17 protein-coding genes and 1 other annotated feature are annotated in these 19,172 nt (G+C 47.2%); of the genes, 2 read left to right on the top strand and 15 right to left on the bottom strand.

Annotated features, from left to right (window positions below; all coding sequences use genetic code 11):
* Window positions 1-83 precede the first annotated feature (83 nt).
* From ABCW47_RS00115 to rpoB, 3 genes are all read right to left on the bottom strand, one after another.
* Window positions 84-1,322 (bottom strand): ABC transporter substrate-binding protein, encoded by a 1,239-nt coding sequence (locus tag ABCW47_RS00115; protein ID WP_343207830.1) that lies wholly within the window; start codon window positions 1,320-1,322, stop codon window positions 84-86.
* A 356-nt stretch (window positions 1,323-1,678) separates the two neighbouring features.
* Window positions 1,679-5,302: a DNA-directed RNA polymerase subunit beta' gene (gene rpoC / locus ABCW47_RS00110; protein WP_343207829.1), complete on the bottom strand. Its 3,624-nt coding sequence runs from the start codon at window positions 5,300-5,302 to the stop codon at window positions 1,679-1,681.
* A gap of 16 nt (window positions 5,303-5,318) precedes the next feature.
* Window positions 5,319-9,176, bottom strand: a complete 3,858-nt coding sequence (gene rpoB / locus ABCW47_RS00105; protein WP_343207828.1) for a DNA-directed RNA polymerase subunit beta — start codon at window positions 9,174-9,176, stop codon at window positions 5,319-5,321.
* 632 nt (window positions 9,177-9,808) lie between these two features.
* On the opposite strand from rpoB, the gene ABCW47_RS00100 reads away from it, so the two are divergent.
* On the top strand, window positions 9,809-10,042 hold the full coding sequence (locus ABCW47_RS00100; RefSeq protein ID WP_343207827.1) for a hypothetical protein: 234 nt from the start codon (window positions 9,809-9,811) through the stop codon (window positions 10,040-10,042).
* A gap of 336 nt (window positions 10,043-10,378) precedes the next feature.
* Here the strand turns inward: ABCW47_RS00100 and rplL are convergent, their stop codons facing one another.
* From rplL to rpmG, 7 genes are all read right to left on the bottom strand, one after another.
* Complete coding sequence (rplL, locus tag ABCW47_RS00095; RefSeq protein ID WP_343207826.1) at window positions 10,379-10,747, bottom strand: 50S ribosomal protein L7/L12; 369 nt, start codon at window positions 10,745-10,747, stop codon at window positions 10,379-10,381.
* 50 nt (window positions 10,748-10,797) lie between these two features.
* The gene (rplJ, locus tag ABCW47_RS00090; RefSeq protein ID WP_343207825.1) at window positions 10,798-11,292 is read right to left on the bottom strand and encodes a 50S ribosomal protein L10; all 495 of its coding nucleotides are present in this window, start codon (window positions 11,290-11,292) and stop codon (window positions 10,798-10,800) included.
* A 71-nt stretch (window positions 11,293-11,363) separates the two neighbouring features.
* Window positions 11,364-11,513 (bottom strand) — a sequence feature (ribosomal protein L10 leader region).
* 50 nt (window positions 11,514-11,563) lie between these two features.
* Window positions 11,564-12,253, bottom strand: a complete 690-nt coding sequence (gene rplA / locus ABCW47_RS00085) for a 50S ribosomal protein L1 (protein ID WP_343207824.1) — start codon at window positions 12,251-12,253, stop codon at window positions 11,564-11,566.
* A gap of 166 nt (window positions 12,254-12,419) precedes the next feature.
* Window positions 12,420-12,845 carry a 50S ribosomal protein L11 gene (gene rplK, locus ABCW47_RS00080; protein ID WP_343207823.1) on the bottom strand — a complete coding sequence of 142 codons (426 nt, stop codon included), beginning with the start codon at window positions 12,843-12,845 and terminating at the stop codon, window positions 12,420-12,422.
* Between the two features lie 123 nt (window positions 12,846-12,968).
* Window positions 12,969-13,484, bottom strand: coding sequence for a transcription termination/antitermination protein NusG (gene nusG / locus ABCW47_RS00075; protein WP_343207822.1), 516 nt, complete (start codon window positions 13,482-13,484; stop codon window positions 12,969-12,971).
* 17 nt (window positions 13,485-13,501) lie between these two features.
* On the bottom strand, window positions 13,502-13,717 hold the full coding sequence (secE, locus tag ABCW47_RS00070) for a preprotein translocase subunit SecE (RefSeq protein ID WP_343207821.1): 216 nt from the start codon (window positions 13,715-13,717) through the stop codon (window positions 13,502-13,504).
* Between the two features lie 28 nt (window positions 13,718-13,745).
* Window positions 13,746-13,910, bottom strand: coding sequence for a 50S ribosomal protein L33 (gene rpmG, locus ABCW47_RS00065; RefSeq protein ID WP_343207820.1), 165 nt, complete (start codon window positions 13,908-13,910; stop codon window positions 13,746-13,748).
* A gap of 491 nt (window positions 13,911-14,401) precedes the next feature.
* On the opposite strand from rpmG, the gene ABCW47_RS00060 reads away from it, so the two are divergent.
* Window positions 14,402-14,944 (top strand): NADH peroxidase, encoded by a 543-nt coding sequence (locus ABCW47_RS00060; RefSeq protein ID WP_343207810.1) that lies wholly within the window; start codon window positions 14,402-14,404, stop codon window positions 14,942-14,944.
* 115 nt (window positions 14,945-15,059) lie between these two features.
* Here ABCW47_RS00060 and ABCW47_RS00055 read toward each other — a convergent pair whose 3' ends face one another.
* The 5 genes from ABCW47_RS00055 to ABCW47_RS00035 form a co-directional block, all read right to left on the bottom strand.
* A complete protein-coding gene (locus ABCW47_RS00055) occupies window positions 15,060-15,641 on the bottom strand; it encodes a hypothetical protein (protein WP_343207819.1) in 582 nt (193 codons plus the stop codon).
* 93 nt (window positions 15,642-15,734) lie between these two features.
* Entirely contained in the window at window positions 15,735-16,253 is a 519-nt protein-coding gene (locus ABCW47_RS00050; protein WP_343207818.1) for a hypothetical protein, read from the bottom strand.
* Window positions 16,237-18,033: a hypothetical protein gene (locus tag ABCW47_RS00045; protein ID WP_343207817.1), complete on the bottom strand. Its 1,797-nt coding sequence runs from the start codon at window positions 18,031-18,033 to the stop codon at window positions 16,237-16,239. The genes ABCW47_RS00050 and ABCW47_RS00045 overlap by 17 nt, the downstream gene beginning before the upstream one ends.
* 48 nt (window positions 18,034-18,081) lie before the next feature.
* Window positions 18,082-18,672, bottom strand: coding sequence for a hypothetical protein (locus ABCW47_RS00040; RefSeq protein ID WP_343207816.1), 591 nt, complete (start codon window positions 18,670-18,672; stop codon window positions 18,082-18,084).
* The gene (locus ABCW47_RS00035) at window positions 18,662-19,168 is read right to left on the bottom strand and encodes a hypothetical protein (RefSeq protein WP_343207815.1); all 507 of its coding nucleotides are present in this window, start codon (window positions 19,166-19,168) and stop codon (window positions 18,662-18,664) included. Before ABCW47_RS00035 ends, ABCW47_RS00040 begins: the two co-directional genes overlap by 11 nt.
* Window positions 19,169-19,172 lie beyond the last annotated feature (4 nt).

Genomic DNA, 19,172 nt, shown 5'->3' with positions numbered 1-19,172 from the left:
GACCTGTTTCCAGGTCGCAGAAAAGACTTCTTGAGGATTTTGAAAAAACTTATTTCGTCATTTTAATATTTAATTTGATGTAATTACTGCATGATCTCGAAACCAAGCTCATCGCCAGATTTACCATTCCACTGGAACTGATAGAATTCACGGATTACATTACGCTCTTCGTTCAGAGTAAAGTCGCCGCCGATACCTTCAAATCCAGCTGCACCAACATCACATAAAGCCTGTTTTAAGGTGTCAGGATCAGTAGATTTACACTTGTCATAAGCCTGCATTAACCAGTCGGCTGCATCATAAGCACGCAGTACGAAGTTATCTACAGCTACATCATATTTGTCTTTCAGCAACTGTTTGAAATCCTGGAATTCTTTATCATCCGGATCTTCAAAGAAACCATTCAGGAATACAACATCCTTTGCTGCGTCGCCTGCCAGCTGAAGAGTCTCAATCTTATAAGAAGAAGTAGTGATGATAGTATGAATATCCATACCCATATCCTTGATCTGTTTCAGCAGTCCGCCTGCTTCTGTATACTGACCCATGTAATAAACAGCTTCTGCTCCGGCCTGTTTTAATTTGGTAAGAGCTGCGGAGAAGTCTTTTGTCTGGCCCTGGATAAAGGACTCATTGGCAACAACTTCCATTCCCAGTTCTTTACATTTTGCAACATAAGCCTCGTCAACGCCGATGCCCCAGTCATTGTTGGTGTAGATACCGGCAACTTTGGTGCTGCCCCATGTATCTTTTATGTACTGAGCTGCACATTCACCTTCCAATGCGTTAACATGGGAAAGACGGAATGTATAGTCATACAATTTAACATAGTCAACATGTGAACAAGAAGGAGAAATTGTGATTAACTTCTCTTCATCAGTAACCTCTGCCATAGCCAGAGCACATGTAGAACTGAACGGCCCGATAATAGCCATGTAGCCACCGTCGGAAAGGATCTTATTCGCAATACTTACTGCTTCTTTTGCATCGTTCTTATCATCGAAGATATCCACAGTTACCTGTGTGCCGCCCTTTGCATTGTATACTTCCAGGTATTCTTTTACACCACGCTCGAACTGTTTGCCGTACTGAGCGTTGTCACCTGTCATAGGTCCAACCAATGCAATTTTCAGGTTGTCTGCTGCTTCACCGCCGTTATCAGCTTCTTTGTCATCACCGGCAGGTGTCTGAGCTTCATTGTTAGTATCACCTTTGTTGTCGTCAGCAGCGCCGTCATCCTTCTTGCCGCAGCCAACAAGAGAACTGCATACCAGGGTTAAAACCAGCAGCAATCCTACAAGTTTTGTAAACTTTGTTTTCATAGTCTCTCCTCCTGAATTAAGTTTCGCCAAATCCTCCGAGTCATCCTCAAGCTCCGCAAAGATAAATATGGGGCTGCAGAACTTAATTTTCTTAAACCTTAGATGATTCATAACCCGTTCTTAACTTGACAATCCTTATTATAACAAATCGACAAATTTTTTTCAACATTTTTATAAAAGTTATTCAATATGTAAAAACTAATTTTATTTCCTCTCCAATTCAGATAATAAATTTGGTACTTTTTTATATTAAGAGACAATTTTAGCCCATTTTATCGTCCTGCTGTTTCTATTAATGTATCCCAAAATGCAAAAAGGGACCCGGTCCATTCGGACCGAATCCCGCATATTTACTGCTATTTTTCTTCAAATACAAAGTCCAGAGCTTCTGTAATCTCATCCGGCTCTTCATCCAGATTAAGACCCTCATCATGAACAAGGTTATAAGAATCATTGATGTCACTGTCCAGTTTTACATTCCGATAACGTTTCATACCGGTACCGGCCGGAATCAATTTACCAATAATTACATTTTCTTTCAGCCCGATCAGCGGGTCTACTTTACCTTTTATCGCCGCCTCTGTCAGAACCTTTGTAGTCTCCTGGAAGGACGCCGCCGACAGGAAGGAATTCGTAGCAAGAGATGCCTTTGTGATACCCAGCATCACCTGTTTGCCGTCCGCCTGCTCCAGCCCCTTGGCCTCCAGTTCTTCATTCACATCCTCAAACTCCAGTGAATCCACCAGGGTCCCCGGAAGGAATTCGGAATCTCCATTATTCTCCACACGGATCTTCTTTAACATCTGACGTACGATAACCTCGATATGCTTATCATTAATCTCAACACCCTGAAGGCGGTAAACTCTCTGAACCTCCTGGATCATGTAATCCTGTACGGCACGCACACCCTTGATCTTTAAGATATCATGAGGATTGACACTACCTTCTGTCAGCTCGTCACCGGCCTCAATGATCTGTCCGTCGGTCACTTTAATTCTGGAACCATAAGGAATCAGATAAGTCTTGGACTCTCCTGTTTCATTATTATTAACAATTACTTCACGTTTTTTCTTCGTGTCATTTATGGTTATGGTTCCCGCAAACTCAGATATGATCGCAAGTCCTTTCGGCTTTCTGGCCTCAAACAGCTCCTCGACACGGGGAAGACCCTGTGTGATATCGTCACCGGCCACACCGCCGGTGTGGAACGTACGCATGGTAAGCTGTGTACCGGGTTCACCAATCGACTGAGCCGCGATAATTCCTACTGCCTCGCCCACCTGAACTGCCTCGCCGGTTGCCATATTGGCCCCATAGCATTTCGCACAGATACCGATGTGGGATCTGCAGGTAAGGATGGTACGGATCTTAACGGTGGTCACACCGGTTGCCACAATTCTGGCAGCCCGTTTCGGAGTAATCATATGGTTCGCTTTGACTATAATCTCGCCGTCGGCATCGCAAAGGGTCTCACACGCATAACGTCCTGTAATACGCTCTTCCAGACTTTCAATCACCTCACGCCCATCCGTGAACGCTTTGATAACCATCCCCGGAATCTCGTCCTTGCCCTCACAGCAGTCCACTTCACGGATGATCAGATCCTGCGATACATCCACCAGACGTCTGGTCAGATATCCGGAATCGGCTGTACGCAGCGCTGTATCGGACAAACCTTTTCTGGCGCCGTGGGCGGAAATAAAGTATTCCAGTACGTCCAGCCCCTCACGGAAGTTGGACTTGATCGGCAGTTCGATCGTACGGCCTGATGTATCCGCCATCAATCCACGCATACCCGCCAGCTGCTTGATCTGCTTATCGGAACCACGGGCTCCGGAATCTGCCATCATGTAAATATTATTGTATTTATCAAGTCCTGTCAGCAGCGCCTCTGTAATCTTGTCATCGGCTTCCTTCCAGGTCTCTATTACTGCTTTATAACGCTCCTCCTCGGTCATAAGGCCGCGGCGGAAGTTCTTGGAGATCAGCTCAACCGTATCCTCCGCATCGGAAAGAATCTGTTTTTTCTCATCCGGAACGGTCATGTCGGAAATGGATACTGTCATCGCCGCACGAGTAGAATACTTGTAACCCAGTGATTTAATCGCATCCAGAGTCTCCGCGGTCTTGGTCGCACCATGGGTATTGATACATTTTTCCAGAATCTGCTTTAACTGTTTCTTGCCAACATGGAAGTCAATCTCCAGCTTCAGATAATTATCCGGATTGCTTCTGTCTACAAAGCCCAGATCCTGACTGATGATCTCATTGAACAGGAAACGTCCCAGAGTAGACTCAATAATTCTGGATTCTCTCTGTCCCTCTGCGTTCACGCCTTCTCTTCTGACTTTAATCTGTGCATGAAGAGTAATAAACCCATTCTCATAGGCCAGAATCGCTTCATTTATATTCTTATAGAAGTGGCCTTCTCCTTTATCACCCGGCTTCATCAGCGTCAGATAATAAATACCCAGAACCATATCCTGAGACGGAACCGCCACCGGACCGCCGTCGGAAGGTTTCAGCAAGTTATTCGGAGACAGCAGAAGGAATCGGCATTCCGCCTGTGCTTCCACAGACAGCGGAAGATGCACGGCCATCTGGTCGCCATCGAAATCGGCATTGAACGCCGTACATACCAGCGGATGCAGCTTGATCGCCTTACCCTCAACCAGGATCGGCTCAAAGGCCTGGATACCCAGCCTGTGCAGTGTAGGAGCACGGTTTAACATAACCGGATGCTCGCGGATTACTTCTTCCAGCACATCCCACACTTCCGGCTGAAGCCGTTCTACCATCTTCTTCGCTGATTTTATATTGTGAGCGGTACCCTGAGATACCAGCTCTTTCATAACAAAAGGTTTAAACAGCTCGATCGCCATCTCTTTCGGCAGTCCGCACTGATAAATCTTAAGCTCAGGACCTACAACGATAACGGAACGTCCGGAGTAATCCACACGCTTGCCCAGCAGGTTCTGACGGAAACGGCCCTGTTTACCCTTTAACATATCAGAGAGAGATTTCAATGCACGGTTACCTGGCCCGGTTACCGGACGGCCTCTTCTGCCGTTGTCAATCAGGGCGTCTACCGCTTCCTGAAGCATTCTCTTCTCATTTCTGACAATAATATCCGGAGCACCCAGCTCCAGAAGCCGTTTCAAACGGTTGTTTCTATTAATAATACGACGGTACAGATCATTCATATCAGACGTGGCAAAACGTCCGCCGTCCAGCTGTACCATCGGACGCAGATCCGGCGGAATAACCGGGATAACACTCAAGATCATCCATTCCGGTCTGTTCCCGGACTCGCGGAATGCCTCCACAACTTCCAGTCTCTTGATAATCCGGGCACGTTTCTGTCCCGTAGAATCCTTAAGACCCGTCTTTAATTCCAGAGATTCCCTCTCCAGATCAATCGCGCACAAAAGCTCCTGAATCGCCTCAGCGCCCATGCCGACACGGAAGGTATCACCGAACTCATCATAAGCATCCCGGAAATCCTTCTCGGACAGCACCTGCTTATACTGAAGGTTGGTATCGCCCGGATCAAGTACGATATAAGAAGCAAAATACAATACTTTCTCCAGAGTTCTCGGGGACAGATCCAGGATCAGTCCCATACGGCTGGGGATTCCCTTGAAGTACCAGATATGCGACACCGGAGCAGCCAGCTCAATATGGCCCATTCTCTCACGGCGCACGCTCGCCTTGGTTACTTCAACACCGCAGCGGTCACAAACCACACCTTTATAACGGATCTTCTTATACTTGCCGCAGTGACATTCCCAGTCTTTGCTCGGCCCGAATATTTTCTCACAGAAAAGTCCGTCCTTCTCAGGTTTCAGGGTTCTATAGTTAATGGTCTCAGGTTTTTTTACTTCCCCTCTGGACCACTCTCTTATTTTTTCCGGTGAAGCAAGTCCAATTTTGATTGCGTCATAGGTCAATTCCTGATTTACATTACTTGTTTCCTGCATTGAACGCTCTCCCTTCTTATTCCTCGCCGAAACTTTCGACGTCTGCAAAGTTATCATCCAGCTCCGCGTCTTCTTCCTCTTCCGCCTCAAATGTGCTGAAGATATCGTCGGAATTTAACTCATCCACACTGCTCTCGCGGAATCCGGCATTTTCGAAGGATTCATGGTCAGATTTAAATTTCTCTTCACCCATCAGCGGTGAGAAATCATCTTCACCATAGTCAATATTTTCCGTCATTACGACTTCATTTCCATTTTCATCCAGAACCGTCACATCCAGCGCCAGGGACTGCAGCTCTTTTAACAGTACCTTGAAGGATTCCGGAATACCCGGTTTGGAGATGTTCTCACCCTTGATGATCGCTTCATAGGTCTTCACACGTCCCACCACATCATCCGACTTCACAGTCAGGATCTCCTGCAGGGTGTATGCCGCGCCGTATGCTTCCAGAGCCCAAACCTCCATCTCACCGAAACGCTGGCCGCCGAACTGAGCTTTACCGCCCAGAGGCTGCTGTGTTACTAGGGAGTAAGGTCCGGTAGAACGGGCATGAATCTTATCGTCTACCAGGTGGTGGAGTTTCAGATAATGCATGAAACCAACGGTAACCGGGCTGTCGAAGTATTCTCCTGTACGGCCGTCTCTCAAGTGCACCTTGCCATCTTTGTTAATCGGTACGCCTGACCACTGCTTCCTGTAATCCTGGTTCTCCAGCAGGAATTTCATAATCTCAGGGTCCAGGATATCTTTATATTTCTCTTCAAACTCTTCCAAAGACGAGTTGACATAATCGTTCGCCAGTTCCAGAGTATCCATAATATCGTACTCGTTCGCACCGTCAAATACCGGTGTTGCCACATTAAAGCCAAGTACCTTGGCAGCCAGACTCAGATGAATCTCCAGAACCTGCCCGATATTCATACGAGAGGGCACGCCTAACGGATTCAGAACGATATCCAGCGGTCTGCCGTTGGGAAGGAATGGCATATCTTCCACAGGAAGCACACGGGAAACAACACCCTTGTTACCATGACGTCCCGCCATTTTATCGCCTACCTGGATCTTTCTCTTCTGGGCAATATAAATGCGCACGGTCTGATTCACTCCCGGAGGAAGCTCATCTCCGTTTTCTCTGGTAAATACTTTGGCATCTACAATGATACCGAATTCTCCGTGAGGAACACGCAGGGAAGTGTCTCTGACTTCTCTGGCCTTCTCGCCGAAAATAGCACGCAGCAATCTCTCTTCTGCTGTCAGCTCCGTCTCACCCTTAGGCGTTACCTTGCCCACCAGAATATCCCCGGCGCGCACTTCGGCACCGATACGGATAATACCTCTCTCATCCAGGTTCTTTAAGGCATCCTCACCGACACCCGGAACATCTCTGGTGATTTCCTCGGAGCCCAGCTTAGTATCTCTGGCTTCCGCTTCATATTCATTAATGTGCACGGAAGTATAAACATCTTCCTGCACCAGTCTTTCGCTTAATAATACAGCATCCTCGTAGTTATAGCCTTCCCATGTCATGAATCCGATCAGCGGGTTCTTACCCAGGGCGATTTCGCCTGCGCACGTGGATGGTCCGTCGGCAATAATAGTTCCCCTGCTGACGCGGTCGCCTCTGCGGACGATCGGCCTCTGGTTCATGCTGGTTCCCTGGTTGCTTCTGGCAAACTTCTCCAGACGGTAAGTCACCATCTGTCCGTCATCCTGGCGGATCATAATTTCATTCGCCGCGGAACGCTCTACCACACCGTCCGCCTGTGCTACTACACAGTTACCGGAATCCAGTGCAGCCTTGGCTTCCATACCGGTTCCTACAATCGGAGCCTCCGTGATCAGAAGCGGCACGGCCTGACGCTGCATGTTGGAACCCATCAGCGCACGGTTCGCATCATCATTTTCCAGGAAAGGAATCATCGCTGTAGCTACAGAGAATACCATTCGCGGAGAAACGTCCATCAGGTCAATCTTGTTCTTCTGGAACTCACTGGTTTCCTCGCGGTAACGGCCGGATACATTATTGCTGACAAAATATCCATTGTCATCCAGCTTCTCATTCGCCTGTGCAACCACAAATTTATCTTCTTCGTCTGCCGTCAGATACACAACCTCATCCGTAACCCGCGGATTCTTCGGATCGGTCTTATCCACCTTACGGTAAGGTGCTTCAATAAATCCATATTCATTAATTCTCGCAAAGGAAGCAAGAGAGTTAATCAGACCGATGTTCGGTCCCTCAGGCGTCTCGATCGGACACATTCTTCCGTAATGGGAGTAGTGAACATCACGCACCTCAAATCCGGCTCTCTCTCTGGAAAGACCGCCCGGGCCCAATGCGGAAAGACGTCTCTTGTGAGTCAGCTCACCCAGCGGGTTATTCTGATCCATGAACTGGGACAGCTGGGAACTTCCGAAGAACTCCTTTACCGCTGCCGTAACCGGCTTAATGTTAATCAGTGACTGGGGAGAAATACCCTCCATATCCTGAGTCGTCATACGTTCTCTGACCACACGCTCCATTCTGGAAAGGCCGATGCGGTACTGGTTCTGCAGCAGTTCGCCCACAGAACGGATTCTACGGTTGCCCAGATGGTCGATATCGTCATCGTTTCCGATGCCGTACTCCAGATGAATGTTATAATTAATGGAAGCAAAGATATCTTCCTTGGTAATATGCTTCGGAATCAATTCATGAATATTCTTGCGGATTGCTTCCTTAATCTCTTCTATATCCTGATGTTCCTCCAGAATAGCAGCCAGAACCGGATAGTAAACCAGTCCGCTCACTCCCAGAGATTTCTTATCCACGTCCACAAAGGCGTTCAAATCCACCATCATATTGGAGAGGACTTTCACATCTCTGTCTTCCGCTTTTACAATAATGGCCGGAACAGCCGCATTCTGGATCGTATCCGCCAGCTCCTCCGTAATCATCGTGCCTTTTTCAGCAATGATTTCACCTGTTGTGAAATCAACAACGTCTTCTGACAGTGCAAACCCGGCAACCCGGTTTTTCAGCATCAGCTTTTTATTAAATTTATACCGGCCGACTTTCGCCAGATCATATCTTCTGGGGTCAAAAAACATACCGTGAAGCAGGTTCTCCGCACTCTCAATAGAAAGCGGCTCACCTGGACGCAGTTTTTTATACAGCTCTAACAGACCATCCTGATAGGTCTCGGATGCATCTTTGGAAAAGCTGGCAACTAATTTCGGTTCTTCGCCAAATAATTCCAGAATCTCCGTATTGGTACCCACTCCAAGAGCACGGATCAGTACCGTAATCGGAACTTTTCTGTTTCTGTCCACACGTACATAAAATACATCGTTGGAATCCGTCTCGTATTCCAGCCATGCGCCACGGTTGGGGATAACCGTACAGGAATATAATGTCTTGCCTATCTTATCATGTCCAATTGCGTAATATATTCCGGGGGAACGAACTAACTGGCTGACGATAACACGCTCTGCACCATTGATAATAAAAGTACCGGTTTTCGTCATCAAAGGCAAATCGCCCATGAAAATATCGTGTTCATTGATTTCATCTGTTTCCCGGTTGTGCAGTCTCACCTTTACCTTCAGCGGAGCCGCGTAGGTTGCATCCCGTTCCTTACACTCTTCAATGGAATACTTTACATCGTCCTCGCACAACACGAAATCAACGAATTCCAAACTAAGGTGGCCATTATAGTCCTCAATCGGTGAGATATCATCAAACACCTCATTCAGGCCTTCTTCCAGGAACCATTTGTAGGAATCGGTCTGAACTTCAATCAAATTGGGCATTTCCAGAACTTCCTTCTGTCTGGAGTAGCTCATTCTCACATTGTTTCCGACCTTGATTGGATGTATCCTGTCTTTTACCATCAATGTTTCACCCCTTGATCTTATTATAGTAGACATGTGTTTTTTCTACAAAATTCCGAATGAATTTCAAAATTTCTTTGCAATCTTACAGTTTTATGATATAATACAAATATATCTGCAAAATAGCCTATTACACCACAATAGTGCATTTTTCATCTTATCATACAGTTGTCAATAAGTCAAGCACCTTTGGGTGTTTTTTCTTTCTACAGGAGTCTTTTACAGGGAAAGTTTATCAGAAAGCAGATTGCGCATGAGGTTCGGCCGGGAAGCCGGCCGTTTTTACATACATCGGTTATCAGCGCCGATACAAATTGGAGCCCGCGGGGGAGCCCCTTGAAAAAAACAGAATCAAATTTAATGTATGCGCTTATACTAAAGTGTAGCTGCGGGGCATCATGACGACAGGCGGCTGATTCTCCTCTGTTCCAATTGATGTGAAGCGGATACATGCACATTTATAAAAAGAACCAAATAATCTTTTTCTCTTTCCGCTCTGTTATTGTACAGTTTGTACATTTTTTACGGTAATTTCTGTAAATATGTTCTTGAATTACAATATTATTCCTGCTATAATGCAGGCGTAAAGAGAAAAAGAGTTTGAGAATAAAAAAAGGATAGGTGAAACAATCATGATTACAAAGAAATTATTTAAAACTATCAACGAATTACAGGAAGTACAGCGTCTTGCAACACATTGCCCGGATGATGTGGCATTCCACAGTCTGGACAGCCAGATTATCATCGATGCAAAAAGCTACATCGGTATGTATGCTTTGGATTTCAGCCAGCCTGTTCTGGTTGTCAGCGAAAACGAGAATTTTCACAAACAGATTGATGGCATCGGCGAGAATGTTGCAGAGTAATTTCTGATATACGAACGAGAACACAGAGCACTCAGTAATGAGTGCTCCTTTTTTATTACATCGGAAAGTTTGGAGAACTTTCCGATGTAATAAAAAATATTCTATGCGCAATTGCGTATGCGCACTCGCGGAAGAGGAGAACGTCAGCGAAGCTGACTACGCTCGGCGCGCAAAGCGTGCAAGCCCCTCAAAGATTGAGGGGTTAGGGAAGTCACTGTGGGCTTGCCCGCTTTGTTCTGTTAGCTGTGGGCTTATTCGCTTTGTTCTCTATTCGGCTCCTATACAACGATAAAGCGGACACCCTCTCGGATGTCCGCTTTTATTACAGTATTACAATTATTTAAGAGTAACTTTAGCGCCTTCTGCTTCCAGTTTTGTCTTAATTTCTTCTGCTTCTTCTTTCGCAGCAGCTTCTTTGATTACCTTCGGAGCGCTGTCAACTAAGTCTTTTGCTTCTTTCAGGCCAAGACCTGTGATCTCACGAACCACTTTGATAACTTTAACTTTGCTTGCGCCAACTTCTGTCAGCTCAACATCAAATTCAGATTTCTCCTCAGCTGCACCTTCGCCGCCTGCTGCAGGACCTGCAACAACAACGCCTGCTGCTGCGGAAACACCAAATTCTTCTTCGCATGCTTTTACTAAATCATTTAATTCTAATACGCTTAAACCTTTAATAGCCTCAATAAATTCCTGAGTAGTCATTTCCAATACCTCCATATTTTATCTAATTAACTTCAATTACGCTGCATCAATTATGCAACTTCTCCCTGTTTCTCCGCGATCTGTTTCAGTACGCGTGCCATATTCGTAATCGGTGACTGTAAGCTTCCAAGCAGTTTGGAAATAAGCACGTCCCTTGAAGGAATGTCCGCAACCTGCTTCACACCTGCTGCATCATAGTAAACGCCTTCAACTACTGCTGCTTTGAATTCCAGATTCGGCATCTCTTTTGATGCTTTATTCAGAATTCTGGCAGGAGCGGTAGCATCCTCGATACCAAATGCCACTGCGGTCGGGCCATCCAGATCTTTGTCCAGAGCTTCAAAAACCGTTCCTTCAAATGCGAGATGAAGCATAGTGTTTTTATATACCTTGTATACGACACCAGCTTCTCTCAGCTGCTTACGAAGTTTGGTATCTTCTTCTACGGTCAGACCGCGGTAGTCAACCAACACAGCAGCTGTTGCATTCTCAACCTGGCCTTTGATCTCGTCAACAACCGGTTTTTTCAATTCAACCTTTGCCATTCTGATATACCTCCTTTTCGATTTTTCTGTCCGTAACCGGGCAGGTATACCGCCAAAAACAAGAATATTTCGTTTAGCGAAAAAAATCCCGTCTGCAAAGACAGACGGGATTGAATCATCTTTCGATTGATTTACTCCTCGGTAGGCGTTGTCTTCTTATGCCTTGCTGTGTGAACATTCACACCGGCACCTACTGTCTTCGGCAGTTCTATATAACTCATTCAAAACGAATGGATTATAACATAATATTTTATTTATTGTCAAGCAATCCTTAGAATTTAACCGGATTTATTTTCACGCCAGGACCCATTGTAGAAGCAAGTGTAATACTTCTTAAATACTGACCCTTTGCTGCTGACGGTTTTGCCTTAACAATAGCATCCATCAGGGTTGAGAAGTTATCGTTCAGCTGCTCTTCTGTGAAAGAAGCTTTTCCAACCGGAACGTGGATAATGTTAGTCTTATCCAGTCTATATTCAATCTTACCGGCTTTAATATCGTTAACAGCCTTTGTAACATCCATGGTAACAGTACCGGCCTTCGGGTTTGGCATTAAACCTTTCGGTCCAAGTACACGGCCCAGGCGGCCTACAACACCCATCATGTCAGGAGTTGCAACGACTACATCAAAATCCAGCCAGCCTTCATTCTGAATTCTCGGGATCAGCTCATCGCCTCCCACAAAATCAGCACCTGCAGCTTCTGCCTCTGCTACTTTATCGCCCTTCGCGAATACAAGAACACGAACGGTCTTACCTGTTCCATGAGGCAGTACAACCGCACCACGTACCTGCTGATCTGCATGACGGCCATCCACACCCAGACGAATGTGAGCTTCTACCGTTTCATCAAACTTTGCAACTGCTGTCTGTTTTACTAATTTAACTGCATCCGCCGGATCATAAAGCATCGCTTTGTCGATTGCCTTAACAGCCTCTGCATATTTCTTTCCTCTTTTCATTTCATTAACCTCCTAGTGGTAATATCGGGAGCAAACACGCCGGTTTATCCTGCGTGGGGCCGGTTCATTGTGTATACCCTCCCACAAAAACGTTCACGGGATGATTCCCTATCGGAAAAAAATCTCTTTTTCTGCCTAATTCTGATTTATTGAGTAAGTGCAGGAATTAATCCTCCACTGTGATTCCCATACTACGTGCAGTTCCTGCGATCATGCTCATAGCCGCTTCGATAGAAGCTGCATTCAGGTCAGGCATCTTAATCTCCGCGATCTTCTGAAGGTCAGCCTTGGAAACAGATGCAACCTTTGTTTTATTCGGCACGCCGGAACCCGACTTAATATTGCAGGCTTTCTTTAATAATACAGCAGCAGGCGGAGTCTTCGTGATAAAGCTGAAGCTTCTGTCCTGATAAACAGTAATAACAACCGGAATAATCATTCCGTCCTGATTTGCTGTTCTTGCATTAAAATCTTTTGTAAACTGTACAATGTTTACTCCGTGCTGACCAAGAGCGGGACCAACTGGTGGTGCCGGTGTTGCCTTTCCAGCAGGGATCTGTAACTTAATATAACCTGTGACTTTCTTTGCCATGATAGTCTACCTCCTAATAATGTGGTTTTTACGGGGATTTCCCTCCCACCATCCGGCTGCCCGGATGATTTGTTCCCCCTCGGGTCCATAAACCCGGCGGGAATATATCGCAAGGCGTTTGCCTTACATTTGTCTGATCTCCTCGAAATTTAATTCTACCGGAGTTTCACGGCCAAACATATCGATCGTAATAGTAACACTCTGTTTAGCCTGATTGATCGTCTTAATAACACCAACCGTGTCTTCCCAGACGCCGGAAGTTACAGCTACGGTATCTCCAATGTGATAGAGCGGTTCAGCAGCTTCCATGCGAAGGCCCATACTTACCAGCTCTTCTTCTGTCAGCGGCACCGGCTTGGAGCCCGGTCCGACGAATCCGGTCACACCTCTGGTGTTGCGCACAACATACCAGGTGTCATCGTTTAACTCCATGTTAATCAAAACATAGGCAGGAAACATCTTCTTCTGAACCAGTTGCTTGACACCATTTTTTTCTTCCACAACATCCTGCATCGGAACTGAAACTTCCAGGATCTGATCCTGCAGCTTTCTGTTTTCAATCGTCTTTTCTATATTCGCTTTTACCTTATTCTCATATCCGGAATAGGTATGCACTACGTACCAATGCGTATCTGCCATACAAAATCACCTACTCCTTATAATCCGATTAAGAAATTGACTCCGTATCCAAGCACAGTATCCAATACTGAAATAATCAGACCCAAAACGATAGTGATAACGATAACAGCAGCGGATTGTTTTAAAACCATATCTTTTGCCGGCCAGGAAATCTTCTTGAACTCAGATTTCATACCCTTGAACCAACTCTTCTTTTTACTTTTTTCCGTTGTGTTTGCAGTAGTATCTGCCATTTTTTCACTTCCTTTTTATGAAGACTAATTATTTAGTTTCCTTATGCAATGTGTGTGCCTTGCAGAATTTACAGTATTTCTTAGTTTCCATTCTTTCAGGATGGTTTTTCTTTTCTTTTGTCATGTTATAATTACGTTGTTTACACTCCGTACATGCCAATGTAATCTTTACGCGCATGTTCGACACCTCCATCTGTTCGATTTCGATTACTATTTCCTAATTTTAGGCATAAAAAAAAGACCTTTTCCCACGCTAGTTCAATATATCACGGTCCGGCATGGATGTCAAGCATATTTGGCCGTCTGCGGAATATCTTAAAATAATGCATTTCCTGTGCCCTATATATATAGAAAGAATACCGTTTCCGACCCTCATTTGTTTCACCGGTCTCATACTTTTTTGCCATTTAGATTAGAATATCAAAAGCTCTTTGGTGCTAGGCTCATACCATATATGGATAGGTAAGCTTGTTTATATATCCATTTGGTATAAAGCCAGGACAAAGCACCGTTTTGACACCTTAATCCAATTATAAACAGGATAAATAATAATCAAAATAAGTATTGACAAAATTCCAGTTACTGGTTATCATATCAATAACAGTAATGATTACTATTTTATTATTACTTCTGATCCATTTATATTATAAATTCTACTATACATCAAAAGGAGAGATAAGTATTATGAAAAAGTTTGTTTGTAAAGTCTGTGGTTACGTTCATGAAGGGGATTCCGCTCCCGACTTCTGTCCTATCTGTAAAGCTCCTGCTTCCAAGTTCGAAGAGCAGTCTTCCGATATGACCTGGGCTGCTGAACATGTCGTCGGCGTTGCTTCTGATGTTTCCGATGATATCAAAAAAGATTTAAGAGCTAACTTCGAAGGTGAATGTTCTGAGGTTGGTATGTACCTGGCTATGGCCAGAGTTGCTCACAGAGAAGGTTATCCAGAGATCGGTTTATACTGGGAGAAAGCTGCCTACGAAGAGGCGGAACATGCCGCTAAATTTGCGGAGCTTCTCGGTGAAGTGGTTACCGACAGCACAAAGAAAAACCTGGAGATGAGAGTTGCCGCTGAGAACGGTGCTACCGCCGGCAAATTCGACCTGGCAAAACGGGCCAAAGAAGCGAACCTGGATGCGATCCATGACACCGTTCATGAGATGGCAAGAGACGAGGCTAGACACGGCAAAGCGTTTGCTGGTCTGTTAAAGAGATATTTCGGCTAATTAAGTTCATCTACTCTATTGCTACAGAAGGGAGCGTTTTCACGCTCCCTTCACTTTTTACAATAAGCACAGAATGTTTCGCTTTTATTGATTTTGATCTGGTTCCTTATGTAGATTATTCTACCGGTGCCGGGTCTGCCTTTGGCACAGCAGTTACCTTTAACGTCGTTACTACGTTGTATTCCCCCGCTGCAATCTCTCCATCCGCGGCATTCTTCTGTCCGAATACTTTCAGGCTGAGGGTTCCGTCTTTTTCCAGGTTCGTTGCCAGCTCCACCGGGGTTGTCAGCGGGTCAGACAGCTTATACGTTGTCATTACGGTTGCACTATCCTCATCCTTCGGCGCCAGTGCCAGATCTACCAGGCCTAACAGCCCTCCGTTGTCCTTTACTTCTGACAGCTCGATTTTTACTCCGATTGTAGAGTTGTTCGTAATTGTTCCCGTTGACGTGATCAGGTTCTTAAATTTACCAGCATCATCTGTCCCGATCTGGAAATTAATGCTGGATGGCAGTACCACGCTGATTAAGTCTGCTCCCGGCTCTCCTACCGTTCCCTTTAACGTCATGTCGCTGCTGGTTCCATCCTTGGTCACTTCTGTCGTGCTCTTGTCGGTTACATCCTTTGCGAATACCGTGCTTCCCATACTCATGGTAAGCGCCAGTACCAGCACTATTGCTATCATTCTCTTCTTCATACCTTTCCCTCCATCTGTCTCTTTTTCTCTGCTTATTGCTTCTCTATCAAAAAGGAGCTCTTTGTTTTGTCTCCTTTCAGACCTACTTCTCTATCACTTCTCTACCGTTACCGTGATCCCTGCCGATACCTTCCCCAGGTAGCTCTCATCACTTATCCGGTACGCATGGATGTATGCCGTACATGCATACTCCCCTGCCTTCAGCTCTTTCTTTAACTCTCCCTCCGGCACATAACTCCCCGGCTCCAGCAGCCCCGTCTCATAGATCAGTTCCCCGCTTTCATCCAGGTATACCTCCAGCCTCGTATACTTCCCGTTCGACTTCGGGTTCTCAAATAAGATATTCCCCTTTGCCTTCCCGTCCGCATACACCGGGTTCGAGTTCAGCGTAAACGCGATCATCTTCTCACTCACCTGACGGTTTAACTCCGCCTCGATCTCTTCCTCACTCTTCCCAGGCATCGTCCCTACCACCGCGTTCGCCTCCAGCTTATCGTCATACCGGCTCTGCTTCTTCAGGTAGAACAGGACCGCCGCTGCTATGATGATCACAACCACCAGTACCGCTGCTATGATTACCGCTTTATTCCTTTTCTCACTCTTCTCTGCCATCCGTCTCTTCTTCCCTTTTTCTTTTCTCTCTTTCTCTCTTCCTCTGGGTCAGCTTTCTCTTGTTCCTTCTTGCTCTCTCTATTCCTATCACCAGTACCAGTACAAGCAGCAGGATCAGCGCTCCTCCTGCCATCCAGGGCCATGCTCCCGTTCCTTCCCGCATCAGCGTATAGATGGAACAGTGTTTAAGCTCCACCTCATAATACCCTTCCCCGTCCTGGCTCACTTCCTCCTTGATACATTCCAGCTCCCCGTTCTCCGGATTGCTGTAATAAAAGCCTACCTGCTCCTTCTCCCGGAATCCTGCCATGTTCTTGATCCGCAGCACCGCCTTCCCCGGCAGTTCCCCGTGATGGGTAAAGCTCAGTACCTGCGCCTTCTTCCCGCGGATCTGCTTCCATACCGCTTCCCCCTCTCCCGGGTTCGGATGGATGTACAGGTCCAGGTCTTCCTCTTTTCCCTCTTCGAGCTCTTCCCCCGCAAAGATCCACTCATACCACAGGTCCTCTTCTATCTGCGGGTTATACAGCCGTACTCTCAGACCGATCTTCTCCTTCGACGCCTTCCTAAAGGCTTCCTTCGGTACCACCAGTTCTCCGTCCTCCCGGCAGTCCAGGCATGGCTCCAGCACCAGGCTCGTCCCTTCCCCGCTGTACTCCGCTCCGATCTCTAACTTGTCGCTGTCCGTCCCGCGGAAGAACTCCGGCTCAAACACCAGCTTCCCCTGTTCTTCTTTCTCTTTCTCAAATACTACCGTTACCGGCAGCTCTCTCTCCTTCGACAGTTCCCTCAGGTTATGGGGAATCCATCCCTTTACCGTTGTGGTCTCCGCATACGGGACTCGGATCACGATCCCTTCCTGGTACGATACTTCGATCGTATGGTTCTGCAGCTTCTTCTGCTCTTCCTCCCGGAACGCCGTCAGCACGATCTCCTCTTCCTTCCCCTCTTTCCACGGCAGCGTAAGCTTAATCCCTGCTTCCTTCTCCACCGACTTCCGGATGGTCTCCCCGTCCAGGCGGACCGTATCTTCCCCTTCTTCCGGTTTCAGCCCGATCCATTCCTCCGAAACCCCTTCCTCCGGTATCTCCCCTCCGTCTATGTTTCCCGCTGGGATATCCCCCGCCGGCGGACGGCTTCCATTTCCATTTCCACCTGGGGTTCCCTTATCGTTTCCTTCTCCGTCCGGCTCTTCCCCGGTTCCATCGTTGTTCCCATCGTCTCCCGGGTCCGTTTCATCGTCCAGGTCCGTGGGATGATCTGGGCCATCCGGGTTGTCTGGATCGTCCGGGTTATCGGGGTTATCCGGGACATCCGGCTGATCCGGATCAATCGGGGTATCCGGCGTCGGGATGATGATCACTCCCCCGCCCTCTCCTCCGCTGCTCCCGCTCTTTTTTAACACCACCGTCAGCTTTTCTCCGCCGCTCTTTACAAACTCATAGCTTATCCTCCGGCTCTCATATCCGTCCTTCTCAAACTTCAGCCCGTATACCGTCCCCGGCTGCCCGTACAGGATTGCTTTTCCGCTCTCCCCCGTCCGTACGATCTCCTTCCCCTCACTGCTGATCACGACTCCGGACAGCCCTTTCCCCTCTTCCGTAGTCTCCCTTACCGTGATCTCCACGTAGCTCTTATTCGTCACTTCTCCACGCAGTTCCACCTCTCCGCTTGTGCTCTCCGCTCCACGTACGGTCCGGCTCCCGGCTGTTTTTCCACAGATCCCTCCCAGCAGCAGCACCGCTGCTATCGCACTGATCAGTATTCTCCTTCCCCTCATCTTCCTTCCGCCTTTCCCCTCCGTGGTTTTTCTTCTCTCAAGTCGTTCTTATTCTGACGGGGCTTCCTCCCTCACCAGCTCTACCTTTAGGGTCGTCTCCACGTGGAATCCATACACCCCTAGCTTTGCATTGGTCGCTCCCTTTCCATAGATACACAGGGTTTCTTCCCTCTCTGCCCCTACTTCCATCACCGGGATGGTCAATTCTTCCCCTTCCGCCGGTACCCGCAGGGCATAGGCTTCCAGGGCTTCCTCATTTTCAAAGGTTTCTCCCGCCTTTCTAAGGGCCAGGAACACACTTCCGGCCTTTACCTCCGACAGCCGGCCGGCCAGGTAAAACCCTGCCGGACCGTCTGTGACCGCCGCACCGGTCACACTGATCTTCACCGGCAGGGCGGAATCATTGATGATCTTTGCCTCTGTCGGGCTGATCGCCTGGGTCTGCCCGGTTGTCACATCCACCGACTTATTCGTATCCAGCACAAAGGGTACCTCTGCCGGCAGGGTCACGCTTAGCAGCATCGGCTCGATCGTCCCGTTTAAGGTCGTTCCGCTCTCCGATGCCCTTACTCCTGCTGTACCAAGGAGGAATGTCATCATGCCTGCAATCAGCAGCAGACCTGCTCTTTTATTCTTCAATCTCTGTTTTCCCTCCTTCTTCCACATACAGCACAATCCCTACCGTCAGCTTCCCTGCGCTTTCTTCTTTCTCAAACAGGTCGATCTGTACCGTAACCGGCCATTCTCCCGCCTTCTGCTTTTGGCTCAGCTTTATCTTTTCTACCTGTTGCCCAGGACTGATTACTCCCGTATGACCCATCAGTTCTCCATCCTTATCATACAGGCTTACTCTTGCTTCATACTCATTTCCCTCCGGATTCTCATACGAGAGCGGGCATTCCCTCTCCCCTTCCTTCATCCTCGGTTCCTGGTTTAATACGATCCGGAAGCTTTTCTTCCCTCTCGCCTCTTCCCGGATCGCCCCTTCCACGGCATCCGCCTCCCGCCTTAAGTCCAGCTGTTCCTGCACCTTACCCGGCAGCCGAATCCAGCCGCTTAAAACTCCTGCTCCTATGCTCAGGATCAGAACGCATCCGATTCCTGCTGCAAGAAGGCTTCCCTTCTTTCTGTTCAACCTT

The sequence above is a fragment of the Anaerolentibacter hominis genome, assembly GCF_032380675.1.
GTDB lineage: Bacteria > Bacillota > Clostridia > Lachnospirales > Lachnospiraceae > Anaerolentibacter > Anaerolentibacter hominis.
Note: the sequence above shows the minus strand (reverse complement) of the source record. Positions and strands in the feature narration are given on the sequence as shown.